Consider the following 18211-nt stretch of genomic DNA (forward strand, 5'->3'; position numbering starts at 1 on the left):
AATAAAAACTAAGCAACAATATCTTCAAATTCCACCCCAGCAAATACGAGTAGTCAGCGAATCACCACTAAAAGTCGCCACGAGACACTGATTGGCCAATGAACACCCAAACTCCGGATGCCACGTTGAAGAAATCAAACGAACATCATCACTTCCCGAGAAATCGATAGAGACTTTCTTTCCCGCCCCCATATCGGCAACAAATCCATCGGCCTTCATAGAAACCTTTACTTCTGGACTAAAGAAGAATCGAGAAGTAGCCACAACCTGATCACCTGTTATGCTATCGAAAATTTCCATACTCGTACGAGTGAAGGTCCAGGTGCGACGATGCCGTAGCCCCTTCACAAGCCTTCCATATCCATCATGGCTGGCCTGAATACAGGTTATTTCAGGTTCAACCTCGAATCGCTCAATTACTACTGCCGCACGCCTTGCAACGCGAAATCCCGCCCAAACTTCAGAGGAATCATAGCCAAGCAATCCCACCGTATTATGCGCCGCAGTACCACGCTGCCTTTGTCGCTCAGAGTCATCACCGTACTGAGAAGTTCCGGAATTGACTACTAAGCGTTTTCCAAAGACGCTTAACTCAAAACTCAATGTGTCGGCATGCGCATGTCCCGGCTGATAGTCGGGACCGACCTTTGCAAGATCCAATATAGCTTTCACGCCATCGGCAGGAAGTACAGCAGCATAACCTGTAGCCGAATTATAAATCGCCGCCAGGTGGTTTTCATGAGCTGGAGGTGATATATCGAGGCGCTTGGCGTACGCTGCAATATCTTCATATTCAGGTGCAATTCCGAATGCAGCATCATTGAAGAAGCTAATTCTACCATCCGGATGCTGCATGCTACGAAGCCACTTCAATCCTTGGACCACAACCTCTCGCCATTGCGGTAGACGCTCAGCCAAATCAGGTAGGCCCGACCGCGTGGAGAGATTCACCAGGTCGCACATATCCCAGAGTAAAGTGGCGTGATACATCGGAGACAATTCGAAATGCCCACCATCATTCAGAAATTGCTCAGGAAGCTCTTCGTCAAGTATCCGTAACCCCTTGGCAAGCCAACGATCAGCCATCGCGCCTGACAGATAAGCGCCGGCAAACACCAACGCCTTCCCATTAGCGAATAGATGATTTCCCAAGATATGATATTCTACTTGTTGCACCAGCGCGTCCGCTTGTACAGCTAGACTGTCCGCCAGAAAGGTCGAACGCTCATCATGGCGAGCAAGCCATTTCACAAGATTAACGATACGCAAGGAAAGAGGATAAGGCTCCCAACCTTCACCGGATACCGGTGGATTAGCCTGGATCCAACTTTGAATTAGTTTATCGGCTAGCCCAGGCTGACTGCCAATGTCCCTAGCGTTCAGATCATCCAAATAGTGCAGATTATAGAGCCATAATTTACTGCTCCTATCAGCTTGCCAGTCCTCGGGGCACTGCACTTTCCCTGTTATCCCGAGAAAGGTGAACTCCACAGCATCATTCGTTGACAAATTCCTCCAAGAGGGCGCAGACCAGTCCCTACGCCAACGACGCACAGCAACATTTCGATAAATATGAACTCGGACCTGGGCAAAGCGATAATACACTCGAAATATTATCTGCTTGAGCCTCAGGTACCGAAGCGTATGATAGAGACGGACGAGTTTTTGAAGTGCCATGCCCTAGCTCAATCCCATTGATTACGCAGTATCTCTGCCGCCTCTATAGAGACTCGCGTCACCTCGAAAATTTCTTCACAAGCGATAGTCGGCTCTCCACCTTTCTCAATTGAATCAAGGAACGCCGCAACACACTGCCGCTGGCCTTTGTCCTGCTTCCATAGATTCATCTTGTTGAAACCTGGCCAACCATACCCTTTCAGCTTTCTAAAATTATCCAATTGCAAAACTCGCCCCGCAGTAAAGACCTCAATACGCTCCTTGGGGAAACTACTTGCACCGTTTGCCAAGTAGAGAATAGTACCGAAGGAACCATCCTCAAAACCTAGAGTAATCGAAGCCTTGTCCTCAGAAGTATCAATTGCGTTGGAATCTCCCATGCGTCGTGCCTGAACCGAAACTATCCGGCTTCCTGCCAGGTAGCGCATCAAATCGATGAAGTGGCATGCTTCACCTATGATTCTGCCGCCACCTACAGCAATATCTTGAGTCCAATGACCCACCGGAATTGCGCCTGCATTCATCGTCATGATGAAGGACTTAGGCTCCCTTACAGACGCCAACAAGCCCTTCATTTTCTGTATATGGGGAGCAAAACGCCGATTGAAACCAACCATCAATTGCGGACCACCACCGGTCTGATGCGTAATAGCATGGACTGCTTGTACATCCTCCAACTCCGCATGGGTGATAGCCAGAGGCTTTTCCACGAAAACGTTCTTCCCGGTGCGCAATGCATCGACAACTAAACGCGCATGGGTATCGTGTCGGGTCACAATAGCGATGGTATTGATCATCCGCTCGTTCAGCACTGCATCAATATTGGTTGATGCCTGTGAGAATCCAGCTTTTTCACCATGAATAACACTATTGATCCCGCCGGAGGTAACGAGAGTATGGAATTGCGCTCCAGCCGTCTTGAAGGCAGGGATCAGAATACGAGACGCGTAATTTCCCGCTCCAATGAAACCAACCACGGGCTTTTGAGCATTGAAGCCCTTCATATCGGATAGTGGGACATGACGGACAACTCGCTCGGCCGTATCCGAAGCATACAGAAGGAGCATTCCTAGACCAGAGTTATCCTGAGTTAAAGTGGAATAAGCCGCCGGAGCGTCCTCGAATTTAAAACGATGAGTAATCAACGTTTTCACTTCCAGTTGGCCGCTATCCAGCATGTCTAGGACAGCTTCAAAATTTCTTTGCTCAGTCCAACGGACAAAGCCGAGAGGGTAGTCTCCTCCTTTCTCCTCGTATTCAGGATCATAGCGCCCCGGTCCATATGAGCACGATACCTGAAAAGTCAACTCCTTTTCATAAAAGTCAGCGCGATTGAGCTCCAATCCCACCACTCCCACCAAAACAATCCGTCCACGCTTACGACTCATGCGTGCAGCCTGAGTTACAGGGTCACTGGACTTTGTTGAGGCAGTGATAATTACGCCGTCGACACCTTTTCCTCGGCTGAATGCCATGCCTGCAGCAACCGGATCCTCACCTTTACCAGGGTTACAAGTCTGCGCCCCGTACTGTCGAGCAAGTTCTAGCTTCGAATCATCAAAATCAATAGCCAACACCCGACAGCCATGAGCCCGTAGCAACTGAACAGTGAGTAGACCAATGAGGCCAACTCCTGTGACAACAAAACACTCGCCCAAGGTTGGTTGTGCAAGACGGATACCCTGTAGACCAATGCTCGCCACGACTACAAATGCCGCCGATTCATCATCGACGCCATCCGGAATACGTGCACAGAGGTTCTTCGACACTTTGACTAGATCAGCATGAGGACCGTTGGAAACAACTCGATCACCAACCTTGAAGCCCTCAACACCAGAGCCGATCTCAGACACCACTCCTACATTGCAGTAGCCTAGGGGAAGTGGCTGTGCGAGCTTGGACTGTACAGCCTCTACTGTGGTCATCAATCCATCGGTTTTGATCTTTTCCAAGACCATCTTGACCTTCTCTGGCTGTTGACGAGCCTTATCAAGGTAGGATGCCTTACCGAAGCCAACCAACATACGCTCGGTCCCCGCCGATATCAGCGAGACAGTACTATTGATAATCACATGATCACGCGATATCTGCGGTGCCGGAGCGACCGTGACACTGGTGCCACCTTTAGCCATATCTTGAAGAACTTGCTTCATAGCGCCCTCAATACAGAAACTCATTCCTAACGAAAATAATAGCAACTAAGAAGAAAAAAATTTACTCCATCCTTGCTACACACGTAGTCCCACAGAAACCTTATGCAGTCAAACAAAATATAAAACCAAAGAAAAAATTAATCATCAAAAAACTTTGACAGCAAATACTCATATGACTTTCTATGCTCGGGGCAAATAAATTTTAATTTAATTTTAGAGGTTGACGCATGCTCCTTATCAGACACCCGAACATCAGGAACATGCTGAATAAGCATATTATTCAATCGTAACTGCTCCGCAACAAAAACCTCCTCACCAAATAAAAAGCGAGGATATAAAACATGAGCACCTCGCTTAAAGTATAGCTGAGTGAATATAATAAAAGATCCATGCGCACCGTACATAGCCGGTTGCCCCCCTATCGCCCCCCCTTTTTTTGCTATTTTACGCTGCGTACAAGCACGAGTACGTTCACGAGCACGTACCAGCATAGAGTACCAACGAAAAAGAGCAGTACTTGAGCAAACCATGCGCATGAACTTCATTTTTCTCAGACTTGGCCGACGCATAATTTTTGGATTTAGGTCTCGCCCATCTTTATCAGAAAAAATCCCCGGAGCAATAAGCCCTACATCCTTACCAGGAGAGACAGATGAAAGTGCTATAAAGAAATCCTTAGATACAACAAGGTCAACATTACAAACCATAACAAAATCATAACTATCAATAGGTTCAGTCAGTGTAGATAGCGCCCGAGCAAATGCAGGGAAATACCCAATATTACTATTCTGCAGATAGCGAAAGTTATACGAATAATTTCGTGCATCAAACGTTATAACTGAGGAGAGCGTAGAGTTGTCAGATAATATCACCTCTAGTTCCACCCCAAGGCAGAAGCTAAATGCGGTATTTACAGAGTCAAGAAACCTTACTGCATCATCGTGAGCATTATAACAAACAGGAACCAGACAAATTTTCACACCTTAGACCTCGTATAGAACCTAAACTTCAACAGAAAACCAAGCATAAACCACTGAACAATAAAAACAAATGGCAGAGTAAGCCAGGTCAGCGAACTAATGATATAAGTCTGATAGCTTATAGCGACAAAATAGCAAAAAAATAAAATAGCAAATGCGCTGCCATTTCGACACAAAAGCCGCCAATAGCAAAGATTACAGAAAAGACCAAGTATAAAAGCAAAAAATAAACTACCCAGCAAACCAAAATCCGTTATTATTCCTCGAAAAACTGTATAGAGGTTTCCTTTTACATATTCACCATAGGTAAAAAACTCGTCATACACTCCCATAGCTACACTTCTATCATCTCCGGCTAACTGAAAAAACGACATGAAAGTATAAAAACCTAGAGTTGATGACTCTTGTCTATAATGCATTAGCGACTCACCGAAATAGCGTTCAGAGAACCAGTCTGAAAAAGCCGGCAAATGCACAGAAGAATATGTAACAAGATAGTACCTGAGCCGATTTATCATCAAAGCAGTATCATCCAATTGATAAATCCCACGAGACAGAAAAGAAAAAATCAATATAGGAAGTATTAGAAGTCCATATAAGAGCAAAAATCTGAAATCTTTAAAGCCTACTAGCGTATAGTTTTTATTATAAACTCGCGAAACTAACATCCCGCCAAAAAATAAAAATATTGAGAAAAAGAATAGTCCTTTAGCACTTTGCAACAACATAACAAGCAAAGCAGGTAAAAAAGTAAAAAACAGTAACTTAAAACGACCGCGCGCTTCACTTCTAGCGCCATATATTAAGCCGCCAAATACTGCCGTATAATAACTGCACTGCAAGCCAACTTGCGAAAATACACTTGAGACAATTTCCCCGGAATATCTTTTACCTGCATAGATACCACCTATAGAAACAGGGTTGTTTAGCAACTGTTCAAGCGATATTCCCTGCTGTAAAACACCCCAAAAAATCATTATGGCGGAAATTCCCGAACAAGAATAAAAGGCCAAAACCATTAACGGCACATCAAAATAACAACTTGCATTCGGCTTATTTTCATTACGGGAAAATGCAACCCCCCATGGAAAGACGAAGCTAGACAATGAAAAAACAAAACAGAATATTAATATATAGAGAATAGCAAAGGGACTAACCGGCGCCTCAAATGCAACCAGAAGTGGAAATACCGTATAAAAAAACCAAAGTAGCGAGAATATAGATACCGGGTTTAGCCATACACTAAAAATCTTCCGTGCACACCAAGCGCCCAGCAGGAAGAAAGATGATAGAAATATATTAATAAGCTTTAAATAAAAAAACTCATCCATGTCTTGGCTTCCCACGATATTTACAGAGAAAGGCAAATAAAAGCAAAGCCTCCGCCAGCACAAAAGTCATCGCAGCCCCGGTATCAGAGAGAAGATAAGACATAACCAGGGAAATCAAAAAAGCACAAACCCCAATGATAGAAACAGAATAAGCAAAGTAGGTTTGCCCTCCGATTAAACTCAGCCCTACTGCACCAAACATAGAATTAGCAACACCAAAAATCACGGCTGGCGACATCAATACAATTAGAAAGAAAACTTTCTCACTAAAACCCGGAATCACTCCTAAAACCCAACAGAAATATAAGAGAAAGATAAAAACCGGAAGAAAGAAAACCATAAGCAATACTTGAGCATATGTATTTTTCCAGACAAGTCTAAAAGCAAAGGCGTTGTTTCTTTCCCGTTCAGAGAGAGAGGCCCAAGCTTTTACAACTTTTGGCAAAAATAACTGATTCAATGGCCTCGCTAGTGCTTGAGTACTTTTAATTATTTTCTCGGAGAGTGCATAAACTGCAACAGCAGCACTATTTGAAACACCAGCCAAAATTAAAACATTTGCACCACGAAATAAAGTAACTGATAAGTTCCCTAGAAACAGATGACGACCACTCCACAGTAATGAGACAACAACATCACCTCTAATCCTCTTAAATTCACTCAAACCAAAACGAGTAAGTAGAACTCCAAATACCGCTCCCCCTGAAACTAAAAAGCTACCTGCCAATATGATGGAAGCAAGAAAAACATCCGTCCCCTTATGTACAAAGACATAGACGGCTAAAACCGCAGTAACTCTTGAAGAGACTACAAATGTTGCCAGCAACCAGTTATTTTCAACTGCTTGGAAGTAATAATTAGACTGAAGAATCATACCCAAAACAAAAAAAAGCCATATAACTACCAACAACACATCGGCGCCCCAAAATAGATATCCACCTCCAACCAAAAAAACAGAAGAAAAAATTAATAATCCAACCCTAGCAGCAAATATATTGAAAAAAAACTTTGCTTCTACCTCTCTTTCCTCTTTCGCATCGACTATTACTTGAACGCCACTTATATCAAAACTATAAAGACACACAGTCAAAACATAAAAAGCTAATGCTTCAGCCACTACTAGCCTCGCAAAAGCACCCTGTTCTAATACGCCAAACAAATATGGGAAAGCTAACAATGGAAGCAGTGCATTTGCGCCCTGTATTGCAACTAAAGACAAAGCGTTTACAGAGTTTTCATTAAGCTTCACTAACATCACCTAAACTCGCAAAAGCCTTATAGTAGTTTCCGGCCTAGAAATTTCAGAAAACCATCTCCGCTTCGAGGCTAGCTTTAAGCGTTCCAAACACCTCTGGTATCAATTACTTTATAAGCACCGAGATCACATGGAGAAAACTCTTTAAACTCTTTGTGATCAACCAGTAGGACTATCACTTCTGATCTCTCAAGAGCAGAGTTAATAGATACCAGATCTAATCTCTCAGCCAGCTTTTCGGGCAATTCAGCAATGTTAGGCTCCACAACCAAGACAGTACCGGGGTGAGACATCTTAACATTCTGAGCAATAGAAACAGCTGGACTCTCACGAAGATCATCGATATCAGGCTTAAATGCCAGGCCGAAGCACGCAATAGTTACATCCTTCGCAGTTCTTTCCGGATTCGCTTGCAGAAACTCCGCGACAGCCATTTTAATCTTGTTCAGAACCCACAAAGGCTTTCCATCATTGACTTCACGGGCAGTTCGAATCAAGCGAGCCTCTCCAGGGGTCTTACTTACGATGAACCAAGGATCGACTGCGATGCAATGCCCCCCCACTCCCGGCCCTGGCTGGAGAATATTGACTCGCGGGTGACGATTAGCGAGTCGGATCAGCTCCCATACATTGATGTCCAACTTGTCACAGATAATGGAAAGCTCATTTGCAAAAGCAATGTTAGTGTCACGGAAGCTGTTTTCCGTTAGCTTGCACATTTCAGCGGTACGGGCATTAGTAATTACACACTCCCCCTCCACAAATATCTTATATAAAGAAGCTGCCGCCGCCGAGCATGTAGCGGTCATACCGCCAATTACACGATCATTCTGAACCAATTCACGTAATACATGTCCAGGCAAGACTCGCTCAGGGCAGTGAGCAATACGTATATCAGAAGCATCTCCGTGACTCTGGGGGAACGTTAGATCTGGACGTTCAGCAGACAGCCACGCAGACATTTGCTCGGTTGCGCCAACCGGTGATGTCGACTCCAGAATTACCAAATCGCCCGCTTTCAATACAGGGGCAATTGCCTTGCACGCTGACTCAATGTATCGCAAGTCCGGTTCATGTTGCTCCTTAAACGGGGTGGGCACGGCGATCAAAAATGCATCAGCAGGCTCAGGTACAGAAACTGCTCGTAAGTACCCATTAGTCACAGCCGCATGGACGAGCATATCCAAGTCCGGTTCAACGATATGAATCTTTCCCTGGTTGATAGTTTCAACTGCTTTGGAGTTTACATCGACCCCTATCACTTGTTTTCTACGAGAAGCAAAAACGGCAGCTGTAGGTAAACCAATATAACCCAACCCAATTACAGAAATAGTATCGAAAGACATATTTATCCCTATCTATTATAATTCCTAAAAACTCATAGAGAAGCTCAAACAACGGATACTCTGAGACCTCTTACAATCTATTACTCGCCTCTCTTCGCATCCAAGAGGCTGTCAATGATTCGCTTACTCGCCATTCCATCACCGTAAGGGTTATGGGCAAAACTCATTTTTCGATAGGCAGATTCATCTACCAGTAAACGCTCAAGCTCATTAACTATATTCTTGATTTCTGTCCCGACCAACTTGACGGTTCCTGCGGCAACAGCCTCCGGGCGCTCCGTCGTCTCCCGCATGACCAAAACGGGCTTACCTAACGAAGGCGCTTCCTCCTGAATACCACCGGAATCGGTGAGAATAACATGAGCACGGCTCATCAAATGAACGAAAGGGAGATAGTCCAACGGCTCTATAAGATGAATGTTCTGAACATCTGAAAGTAGACGATTGACCGGCTCTCGTACATTCGGATTCAGATGAACGGGATAAACAATATCGATCTCTGGGTGATTCCTTGCAACCACGCCCAGTGCTTGACAGATGCGTTCGAAACCTCCGCCAAAGCTTTCACGGCGATGGCCAGTGACAAGAATGAACCTGCGTGAGGAGTCAAGAAACTCAGTCGGAGCCGCCGCCTCGCTGGCAAGCTCCATATCTTGCTCCAAGCGTTGCACAACATTTAACAAGGCATCGATAACAGTATTTCCGGTCACACGAATTCGCTCGGCGGATATCCCTTCCCTAAGCAAGTTGTCCCTAGAAGTCTCCGTTGGAGCAAAGTGAAGACAGGCTAAGGCACCAGTTAATTTCCGATTGCCCTCTTCAGGCCACGGAGAATACATGTTCCCTGTCCGCAATCCCGCCTCGACATGGGCAACCGGGATCTGATGATAATAAGCAGCAAGGCTAGCAGCCAACGTCGTGGCTGTATCGCCATGGACAAGAACGATATCGGGCTTGAACTGAGAGAAAACGTCTTTCATTCCTTGCAGAATGGCAACAGTTACATCAGTCAGATCCTGCCCCGAACGCATGATATTGAGATCGAAGTCAGGGACGATCTTGAAGAGATTCAAGACTTGGTCAAGCATCTCACGATGCTGGCCGGTAACGCATACCCTCGCCTCGAAACGATCATCGTCCGCCAATGCCAGGGTTACCGGGGCCATTTTGATAGCCTCCGGCCGCGTACCAAACACACAAAGAGTCTTCTTTCGCATTACCGCCCCATTCGACAATATCTATAACACCACTCGCGAACAAATCACCCCAACACAGCTATAGGTTAGGGCCGTGACTATCACGAAACACCAAACGGCCTTCTTGTTCGAACGGCCGCACCTAGACTGCGTTCATTTCCTCATATCGAATCCCTTCATTTATCCTTGGTCATAGGATGCTTTAAGTCCGCCATGCCGTTTCGCCCATCACGTAACAATAGGCGGAGCAAGGCAAGCAATACGCCAAACACACCACCGGCTAAAATACCAAGAGCAAGGAGGAGAGCCTTTTTTGGCTTGATAGGGTCGTCAGGAATTTCTACACCGCCATCTTGGCGAAAAACCGCAACTCTATCAAAATTCAACTGTTTACTTTCATAAAGAGCAAGCTGCTCTTGTAGACCACGCAAGGCGGGAATGAATGGATCATCCGACGTCCGTTTTTCCAAGGCTTTGATTTCAGCCTCCAGCGCTTTCGTCCCTCTCATATACATCAGACTGCCTTCCATGATTGCCGACAGTTGCTGATCAATCTGTGCCCCTATAAGCGGAGGTTTTTCTACCCCCACTGCTCTGGCAACCTGCAGAGCCTCTTTCAAACGGACGATACGATCATTACGACGCTCTTTGACCACCTGCCGCAGGGTGTCGATCTGCTGCAGAATATTGCGGCTCTTCACCTCAAGTTCGCGCTGAGCATTACCTCGCATTTCATCCATCGAGCGCAGAGCAGCTAGATCGGCGTATTGCTTAGCCCATTTTGCGGCCTGCTCAGGATCCTGTCGGTTGAGGATGACAGTATACCGCTCAGGCAAGTCCTTCGACGGCCGATTAACACTTACATCATCTGAAAACGCCCTATAGAGGCCATCAATTGAGCCCTTTCGCTCCTCAAGGGAGGGCAAATAAACTTCGCGAAAAAACTGCCTCCGAGTGCCTTCGGACTGCAGATTCCGAGTGAATACAGAATAAACTTGGCTCACAGTAAAAGGTGGAAGACCGCTGTCTCGGCCACGGGCAATGTTGAACCCGGCAACATCGCTAAGGGATGGCGGTAGAAGAGCAACCCGAGCCTCGTAGACTGGCTTGCTTAAAAATGCATAGCTCCCCGCCAGAACAGCACCTAGAAAAGTCAGGGAAAAAACGAGCCACTTTTGTGACCAGAGCCCTTGAATGAGCTCGATAAAATCGATTTCGTTACGCTTGGACGTCTGTCGCGAGTCAATACCGTCAGTCACAGTTCAACCTATATTCTTCGCTGTTTATGATATGCAGCTAGAGGCCCCCGAAGCCAGCCTGGCAAATGAAACGTATTCTGACACCCTGTCTTTAGATTACAAACTGATGTCGCCCCATGAGCCCGGGGGTACGAGCATGCTGCCTCTTCGCCTTTTAAGTGAAGAATCTCAGTAGACAGAGCGAACAATGATTAGTTGCTTTCGTTCACCGCTCCCGCCTCCAAATGCCTTACTCGAACCGAAATAGAAAAGCAGTCAGGATGAACTGGAAGGCACCCGCAAGCTGTCAACCTCTTTACGAGCCTGCTCCAACTCCGCGCGCAGGCCACTGGCTCGTGCACGCGAGATAGCCAGGGAAGGCAGTTGGATGGCCAACCCCAGGAGTCCACCAAGGACAAAGGCTGTGATGAGATAGACGGCCAGGGGCCACTGAGGAGACTGAAGACCGAGGAAGGCCACCTGAACCAGCCCCTGATTCTCCAGAACGAAAACCACAACTACGATAGATACCACTAGCAGAACCGCTATAGCGGCAGATCGCCTGAACCATTGCATGGAAATCCCTCTATAACGCTGATCGAACCGCTATCACTCCGGCTCGTTGACCCGATCCCGCAACTCCTTGCCCGGCTTGAAGTGCGGCACGAACTTGCCGTCGAGGCGTACCGACTCCCCGGTCTTGGGGTTGCGACCGACGCGCGGGGCGCGGTAGTGCAAGGAAAAGCTGCCGAAGCCACGGATCTCGATCCGGTCCCCAGTCGCCAGGGCTTGGGACATTTGCTCCAGCATGGTCTTGATTGCCAACTCGACATCCTTCGCGGACAGTTGCCCCTGATGGGTAACGATCCGTTCGATCAACTCCGACTTGGTCATGGTTTTCCCTTCTTTTTCAAGCGGCTAGATCAGCTCAGGTCTCTTTTAGCATGCTGATCAGTCTTTGAACAGGTCCAAGAAGGGGAAAACGAAAAAGGGCGGCCTAGGCCGCCCTTTTTCATGATGGATCAGAGACTTAGCCCTGATTCTCCATCTGAGCACGGATCAGATCACCGATGGTGGTCGGACCAGCGCTTTCTACTTCCTGCTTACGCAGTTCTTTCATTGCGTCCTTCTCGTCATCGACGTCCTTGGACTTGACGGAGAGGCTGATGACGCGGCTCTTGCGGTCGATGCTGATGATCTTGGCTTCGACTTCCTCGCCTTCCTTCAGGACGTTGCGCGCGTCTTCGACGCGGTCACGGCTGATTTCGGAAGCCTTCAGGATACCTTCGATGTCGTCGCCCAGGCTGATGACAGCGCCTTTGGCGTCGACTTCCTTCACGGTACCGCGGACGATGCTGCCTTTCTCGTGCAGGGACGCGTAGTTGGAGAACGGATCGTCTTCCAGCTGCTTGATGCCCAGGGAGATGCGCTCGCGCTCCGGGTCGACCGACAGGATGACGGTTTCCAGCTCGTCGCCCTTCTTGAAGCGACGTACGGCTTCTTCGCCGACTTCGTTCCAGGAGATGTCGGACAGGTGGACCAGGCCGTCGATGCCGCCGTCCAGACCGATGAAGATACCGAAGTCGGTGATCGACTTGATGGTACCGGAGATACGGTCACCCTTGTTGAACTGGCTGGAGAAGTCTTCCCACGGGTTGGATTTGCACTGCTTGATACCCAGGGAGATACGACGACGCTCTTCGTCGATGTCCAGAACCTGAACTTCCACTTCGTCGCCAACCTGGACGACTTTCGACGGATGGATGTTCTTGTTGGTCCAGTCCATTTCGGAGACGTGTACCAGGCCTTCCACGCCCTCTTCCAGCTCGGCGAAGCAGCCGTAGTCGGTGAGGTTGGTGACGCGGGCCATGACGCGGGTGCCTTCCGGGTAACGCGCCTTGATGGCAACCCACGGGTCTTCGCCCAGTTGCTTCAGGCCCAGGGATACACGGTTGCGCTCGCGGTCGAACTTCAGGACCTTGACGTCGATCTCGTCGCCAACGTTGACGATCTCGGACGGATGCTTGATGCGCTTCCAGGCCATGTCGGTGATGTGCAGCAGGCCGTCTACGCCGCCCAGGTCCACGAATGCGCCGTAGTCGGTGAGGTTCTTGACGATGCCCTTGACCTGCTGGCCTTCCTGCAGCGATTCCAGCAGAGCTTCACGCTCGGCGCTGTTCTCGGCTTCCAGGACGCTGCGGCGGGAAACGACAACGTTGTTGCGCTTCTGGTCGAGCTTGATGACCTTGAACTCGAGCTCTTTGCCTTCCAGGTGGGTGGTGTCGCGAACCGGACGCACGTCGACCAGCGAACCCGGCAGGAACGCGCGGATGCCGTTGACGTCGACGGTGAAACCGCCCTTGACCTTGCCGTTGATGACGCCCTTGACCACTTCGTCGGCAGCGAAAGCCGCTTCCAGAACAATCCAGCTCTCGGCGCGCTTGGCTTTCTCGCGGGACAGCTTGGTCTCGCCAAAGCCGTCTTCTACCGCGTCCAGTGCGACGTGGACTTCGTCACCCACCTTGATGGTCAGTTCGCCCTGTTCGTTGTAGAACTGCTCGACCGGGATGACGCCCTCGGATTTCAGACCGGCATGGACGGTGACCCAGTCACCATCGATGTCGACCACGATGCCGGTGATGATGGCACCCGGCTGCATGTCGAGGGATTTCAGACTTTCTTCAAAGAGTTCTGCGAAGCTTTCGCTCATGTTCATACCTGTAGTCAAAGGCCCGGAAGGGCCCGATTCCGCATCACCAGCCAATGCGGTCAAGTCATTAAATGAAGCCGCAGGACAATTTGCTGGTTTCCTGCTAGCTTCTGATTGCACTCCCGAATGGGAATGCCCAGTTGGGTTGTTCTGCGATGGCGCCAGGCAAGTCGGGAGGCAACCCTCGCCGCACCTGCAAAACGCCACAACATAAGGTCTGGAATATTAGCAACCAGGCCCTGTATCGTCAATTCCCGCGCCGAAACCTCAGACGTCCCAGCCCTGCCGCTCGCAGTGCCGGATGATCGTCTCGACCACCGCCTCGATGCTCATTTCGGTGGAGTCCAGCAGGATCGCGTCATCGGCCGGTTTCAGCGGCGCGACCGCGCGCTGGCTGTCGCGCTCGTCGCGCTCGCGGATTTCTTCCAGCAAGGCAGACTGGTCGACATCCGCGCCCTTCGCCTTCAACTGCAGGTAGCGTCGACGCGCACGCTCCTCCGCCGAGGCGGTGAGGAAGATCTTCAGAGGCGCATCGGGAAATACCACGGTGCCCATGTCGCGGCCGTCGGCCACCAGTCCCGGAGCCTCGCGAAACGCCCGCTGGCGCTGCAGCAGCGCATCGCGCACGGCCGGCAGCGCCGCGACCTGGGAAGCGCCGGCACCGACCTGCTCGGTACGGATCACATCGGTCACTTCCTCGCCTTCGAGAATGATGCGCTGCCCATGGCTGCCATCGGCGGCGACGAACTGCACATCGAGGTGCGCAGCCAGGACCTTCAGCGCCTCTTCATTGGTCAGGTCGACACCATGGTTGACCGCGGCGAACGCCAACAGCCGATAAAGCGCCCCGGAATCCAGCAGGTTCCAGCCCAGGCGCCGGGCGAGCAGCCCGGCGACCGTGCCCTTGCCGGCGCCACTGGGGCCATCGATGGCGAGCATCGGTACAGCGCCGTTCATCAATTGTTCTCCACGGCGACCCGGATACCGGTCTGGGCACACAGGGCGAGGAAGTTGGGGAAGGAGGTGGCGACGTTGGCGCAATCGTGGATGCGGATCGGCCCGCTGGCGCGCAGCGAAGCGACGCTGAAGGACATGGCGATACGGTGGTCGCCGTGCGCCCAGACTTCGCCGCCACCGAACGCACCACCCTCGATGACGATGCCATCCGGGGTCGGCTCGGCCTTCACGCCCAGGGCCTTCAGGCCGTCGGCCATGACCTGGATACGGTCCGACTCCTTGACCCGCAGCTCTTCGGCGCCACGCAGGACGGTGCGCCCCTCGGCGCAGGCGGCAGCCACGAAGAGTACCGGGAACTCGTCGATGGCCAGTGGCACCAGGTCCTCGGGAATGTCGATGCCCTTGAGCCGCGCGGAGCGCACGCGGATGTCGGCGACCGGCTCGCCGCCGACCTCGCGCTGATTTTCCAGGCTCAGGTCACCACCCATCAGGCGCAGGATCTCGATGACGCCGACGCGCGTCGGGTTGATGCCGACGTGCTGCAGGACCAGTTCCGAACCCTCGGCGATACTGGCGGCAACCAGGAAGAAGGCTGCCGAGGAAATGTCGGCCGGGACCTCGATATGGGTGGCGCTCAACTTGTGCCCGGATTCGACCTTGGCGGTGCTGCCCTCGACCTCCACCGGATAGCCGAAGCCGCGCAGCATGCGCTCGGTGTGGTCGCGGGTCGGCGCCGGCTCGGTGACCGAGGTCTCACCCGCGGCGTAGAGCCCGGCGAGCAACAGGCAGGACTTCACCTGGGCGCTGGCCATCGGCATGTCGTAATGCATACCGGTGAGGCGCTGGCCGCCGCGAATGGTCATCGGCGGACGGCCTTCCGGCCCCGTCTCGATTACCGCGCCCATCTCGCGCAACGGCTTGGCTACGCGATTCATCGGCCGCTTGGAAAGGGAAACGTCGCCGGTCAGGGTGCTGTCGAACGGCTGGGCCGCCAGCAGACCGCTGAGCAGACGCATGGAAGTACCGGAGTTACCCAGGTAGATCGGCCCAGGCGGCGCCTTGAGGCCGTGCAGGCCAACGCCATGGACGGTGACGCGGCCGTTCTGCGGCCCCTCGATCACCACTCCCATGTCGCGGAACGCCTGGATGGTTGCCAGTGCGTCCTCGCCCTCGAGGAAGCCCTCCACTTCGGTGGTGCCTTCGGCCAGGGAGCCGAGCATGATCGAGCGATGGGAGATCGACTTGTCGCCCGGTACCCGGATGGTTCCGGACAGGCTGCCGCCCGGCTGGGCCAGATAAATCAGGTCGTTGTTGTGCATGGCGTCCACATAGGCCCGACGGGCCAGGATTTTGCTGAAATGCTCACGGGCTACCCGGGCGCGCGTGAAAACGCCCAACAACTGGTGCCCGTCCCCAGTGTCGACGGCCTCGCGCAGCGCGTCGAGGTCGTCACAAAAAACATCCAGTGTACGCAGCACCGCCTCGCGATTGGCGAGAAAGATGTCGTGCCACATCACCGGGTCGCTGCCGGCGATCCGTGTGAAATCACGGAAACCGCCGGCGGCATAGCGGAAGATCTCCAGGTTCTCGCTGCGCTTGGCCAGGGAGTCGACCAGGGTGAAGGCCAGCAGGTGAGGCAGGTGGCTGGTGGCCGCCAGAACCTCGTCGTGATGCTCGACCTCCATGTGCTCGACGTCCGCGCCCAGCGCGCGCCACAGGCTGTCGACCAGCGCCAGCGCGTCGGCATCGGTCTCCGCGGAGGGCGTGAGAATCACCTTGTGCCGGCGGAACAGGGTCGCCTTCGCCGCGGTCACTCCGCTCTGCTCGGAACCCGCGATCGGATGCCCCGGTACCAGGTACCGCGGCATCCCGCCGAACGCGGCACGCGCGGCACGCACGATATTGCCCTTGGCGCTGCCAACGTCGGTCAATACAGCCTTGCCCAGGTCGAGCTTCGCCAGGTCGGCCAGCACCCGCTCCATCGCCAGGATCGGCACCGCCAGCTGGATCACGTCGGCGCCGACGCAGGCGCGACCAAGATCCTCCTCGCAACGGTCAACCACGCCGAGCTCCACCGCCAGGCGGCAAGACTCGGCATCCCGATCCACGCCGACCACTTCGCGGAACAACCCTTTGCTCCGCAACCCCTTGGCGAAGGAGCCGCCGATCAGGCCCAGCCCCACCACCACCAGGCGGCCCAGCTTAGGGGTCGACTGTTGCAGCGGCGTGACCTCAGTCATGCGCCAGCACCTTGCCCAGCGCCTGGAGGAAACGATCGTTCTCTTCCGGCAGCCCGATGGAGACGCGCAGGAAGGTCGGCATCCCGTAGCCAGCCACCGGACGCACGATCACACCTTCGCGCAGCAGCGCCTGGTAGACCGGACCGGCATCGCGAGCCAGATCCACGGCGATGAAGTTGCCCTTCGAGGGAATCCAGGACAGGCCCAACGCGTGGAAGCCATCCTCCAGCTGCGCCATGCCGGAATCGTTTAGGCGGCGACTCTGCGCCAGGTAGTCATGGTCATCCAGCGCCGCGCAGGCAGCCGCCAGGGCCAGGCTATTGACATTGAACGGCTGGCGCACGCGGTTGAGCACATCGGCCACCGCCTTGCTCGAAAGCGCGTAGCCGACCCGCAGCGAAGCCAGGCCATAGGCCTTGGAGAAGGTCCGCGAGACCAGCAGGTTGGGGTGCCGCGCCAGGTAGTCCAGGCCATCGGGCAGCTCGTCGCCCTCGGCGTATTCGATATAGGCCTCGTCCAGCACCACCAGCACCTCCGCCGGCACCTGGGCGAGGAACCGCTCCAGGGCGTCCGCACCGAACCAGGTCCCGGTCGGGTTGTTCGGGTTGGCGACGAACACCACGCGAGTTTGCCCATCGATGGCGGCGAGCATCGCTTCCAGGTCATGCCCCCAGGCGCGCGCCTTGACCGCCCGCCCCTCGGCGCCCACGGCCTGGGTGGCGATCGGGTAGACGGCGAAGGCATGTTCGCTGAACACGGCGTTCAGACCAGGCGCGAGGTAGGCACGGGCGACCAGGTCGAGAATGTCGTTGGAGCCGTTGCCCAGGGTCACCTGCGCCGCATCCACCGCGCAACGCTCGGCCAGCTTGCGCTTGAGTTCGAAACCGTTGCCGTCAGGATAACGGGTCAGTTCCGCCAGTTCGGCGCGGATAGCCTCCAGCGCCTTTGGGCTCGCACCCAGCGGGTTCTCGTTGCTGGCGAGCTTGACGATCGCCGCAGGGTCGATGCCCAGCTCGCGGGCCAGTTCGTCCACCGGCTTGCCAGGGACGTAGGGCGACAGCTTTTGCACCCCCGGCTGGGCCAGGGCAAGGAAATCGGACATGGATAGTTCAGCCTCGACGCGGGACG

The 18211-nt window shown here is 52.4% G+C and carries 14 protein-coding genes; all 14 read right to left on the minus strand.

Features of this window, described 5'->3' with window-relative positions; genetic code table 11:
- Positions 1 to 24: 24 nt before the first annotated feature.
- The 14 genes from HMPREF2581_RS27995 to hisC all read right to left on the minus strand — a co-directional run bounded on the left by HMPREF2581_RS27995 (position 25) and on the right by hisC (position 18185).
- Positions 25 to 1677, minus strand: coding sequence for a heparinase II/III family protein (locus HMPREF2581_RS27995; protein ID WP_003138478.1), 1653 nt, complete (start codon positions 1675 to 1677; stop codon positions 25 to 27).
- A gap of 8 nt (positions 1678 to 1685) precedes the next feature.
- Positions 1686 to 3830: a bi-domain-containing oxidoreductase gene (locus HMPREF2581_RS28000; RefSeq protein ID WP_016254248.1), complete on the minus strand. Its 2145-nt coding sequence runs from the start codon at positions 3828 to 3830 to the stop codon at positions 1686 to 1688.
- 137 nt (positions 3831 to 3967) lie between these two features.
- Complete coding sequence (locus HMPREF2581_RS28005) at positions 3968 to 4810, minus strand: glycosyltransferase family 2 protein (protein WP_003138476.1); 843 nt, start codon at positions 4808 to 4810, stop codon at positions 3968 to 3970.
- Complete coding sequence (locus tag HMPREF2581_RS28010; protein WP_016254249.1) at positions 4807 to 6141, minus strand: O-antigen polymerase; 1335 nt, start codon at positions 6139 to 6141, stop codon at positions 4807 to 4809. The genes HMPREF2581_RS28005 and HMPREF2581_RS28010 overlap by 4 nt, the downstream gene beginning before the upstream one ends.
- Positions 6134 to 7396, minus strand: coding sequence for an oligosaccharide flippase family protein (locus HMPREF2581_RS28015; protein ID WP_003138474.1), 1263 nt, complete (start codon positions 7394 to 7396; stop codon positions 6134 to 6136). The genes HMPREF2581_RS28010 and HMPREF2581_RS28015 overlap by 8 nt, the downstream gene beginning before the upstream one ends.
- A gap of 77 nt (positions 7397 to 7473) precedes the next feature.
- Entirely contained in the window at positions 7474 to 8742 is a 1269-nt protein-coding gene (wecC, locus tag HMPREF2581_RS28020) for a UDP-N-acetyl-D-mannosamine dehydrogenase (RefSeq protein ID WP_003138473.1), read from the minus strand.
- A gap of 80 nt (positions 8743 to 8822) precedes the next feature.
- The gene (gene wecB, locus HMPREF2581_RS28025) at positions 8823 to 9959 is read right to left on the minus strand and encodes a non-hydrolyzing UDP-N-acetylglucosamine 2-epimerase (RefSeq protein WP_003138472.1); all 1137 of its coding nucleotides are present in this window, start codon (positions 9957 to 9959) and stop codon (positions 8823 to 8825) included.
- Between the two features lie 155 nt (positions 9960 to 10114).
- Positions 10115 to 11197 (minus strand): LPS O-antigen chain length determinant protein WzzB, encoded by a 1083-nt coding sequence (locus tag HMPREF2581_RS28030; RefSeq protein WP_003138471.1) that lies wholly within the window; start codon positions 11195 to 11197, stop codon positions 10115 to 10117.
- 255 nt (positions 11198 to 11452) lie between these two features.
- On the minus strand, positions 11453 to 11752 hold the full coding sequence (locus HMPREF2581_RS28035) for a lipopolysaccharide assembly protein LapA domain-containing protein (RefSeq protein WP_003138470.1): 300 nt from the start codon (positions 11750 to 11752) through the stop codon (positions 11453 to 11455).
- Positions 11753 to 11785: 33 nt separating this feature from the next.
- Complete coding sequence (gene ihfB, locus HMPREF2581_RS28040; protein ID WP_003091441.1) at positions 11786 to 12070, minus strand: integration host factor subunit beta; 285 nt, start codon at positions 12068 to 12070, stop codon at positions 11786 to 11788.
- A gap of 136 nt (positions 12071 to 12206) precedes the next feature.
- The gene (gene rpsA / locus HMPREF2581_RS28045) at positions 12207 to 13886 is read right to left on the minus strand and encodes a 30S ribosomal protein S1 (protein ID WP_003091442.1); all 1680 of its coding nucleotides are present in this window, start codon (positions 13884 to 13886) and stop codon (positions 12207 to 12209) included.
- Positions 13887 to 14153: 267 nt separating this feature from the next.
- Positions 14154 to 14843 (minus strand): (d)CMP kinase, encoded by a 690-nt coding sequence (gene cmk, locus HMPREF2581_RS28050; protein ID WP_003106707.1) that lies wholly within the window; start codon positions 14841 to 14843, stop codon positions 14154 to 14156.
- The gene (locus tag HMPREF2581_RS28055; protein WP_011666597.1) at positions 14843 to 17083 is read right to left on the minus strand and encodes a bifunctional prephenate dehydrogenase/3-phosphoshikimate 1-carboxyvinyltransferase; all 2241 of its coding nucleotides are present in this window, start codon (positions 17081 to 17083) and stop codon (positions 14843 to 14845) included. The genes cmk and HMPREF2581_RS28055 overlap by 1 nt, the downstream gene beginning before the upstream one ends.
- The gene (hisC, locus tag HMPREF2581_RS28060; RefSeq protein ID WP_003115433.1) at positions 17076 to 18185 is read right to left on the minus strand and encodes a histidinol-phosphate transaminase; all 1110 of its coding nucleotides are present in this window, start codon (positions 18183 to 18185) and stop codon (positions 17076 to 17078) included. Before hisC ends, HMPREF2581_RS28055 begins: the two co-directional genes overlap by 8 nt.
- Positions 18186 to 18211 lie beyond the last annotated feature (26 nt).

This window comes from Pseudomonas sp. HMSC057H01 (genome assembly GCF_001836405.1).
Taxonomy (GTDB): Bacteria; Pseudomonadota; Gammaproteobacteria; order Pseudomonadales; family Pseudomonadaceae; genus Pseudomonas; species Pseudomonas aeruginosa.

Coding starts and splice junctions, on each gene's coding strand:
- HMPREF2581_RS28035 (WP_003138470.1), bottom strand. CDS start 11,752: ATGCAATGGTTCAGGCGATCTGCCGCTATAGCGGTTCTGCTAGTGGTA.
- HMPREF2581_RS27995 (WP_003138478.1), bottom strand. CDS start 1,677: ATGGCACTTCAAAAACTCGTCCGTCTCTATCATACGCTTCGGTACCTG.
- hisC (WP_003115433.1), bottom strand. CDS start 18,185: ATGTCCGATTTCCTTGCCCTGGCCCAGCCGGGGGTGCAAAAGCTGTCG.
- HMPREF2581_RS28055 (WP_011666597.1), bottom strand. CDS start 17,083: ATGACTGAGGTCACGCCGCTGCAACAGTCGACCCCTAAGCTGGGCCGC.
- cmk (WP_003106707.1), bottom strand. CDS start 14,843: ATGAACGGCGCTGTACCGATGCTCGCCATCGATGGCCCCAGTGGCGCC.
- ihfB (WP_003091441.1), bottom strand. CDS start 12,070: ATGACCAAGTCGGAGTTGATCGAACGGATCGTTACCCATCAGGGGCAA.
- HMPREF2581_RS28010 (WP_016254249.1), bottom strand. CDS start 6,141: ATGGATGAGTTTTTTTATTTAAAGCTTATTAATATATTTCTATCATCT.
- wecB (WP_003138472.1), bottom strand. CDS start 9,959: ATGCGAAAGAAGACTCTTTGTGTGTTTGGTACGCGGCCGGAGGCTATC.
- HMPREF2581_RS28000 (WP_016254248.1), bottom strand. CDS start 3,830: ATGAAGCAAGTTCTTCAAGATATGGCTAAAGGTGGCACCAGTGTCACG.
- wecC (WP_003138473.1), bottom strand. CDS start 8,742: ATGTCTTTCGATACTATTTCTGTAATTGGGTTGGGTTATATTGGTTTA.
- rpsA (WP_003091442.1), bottom strand. CDS start 13,886: ATGAGCGAAAGCTTCGCAGAACTCTTTGAAGAAAGTCTGAAATCCCTC.
- HMPREF2581_RS28015 (WP_003138474.1), bottom strand. CDS start 7,396: ATGTTAGTGAAGCTTAATGAAAACTCTGTAAACGCTTTGTCTTTAGTT.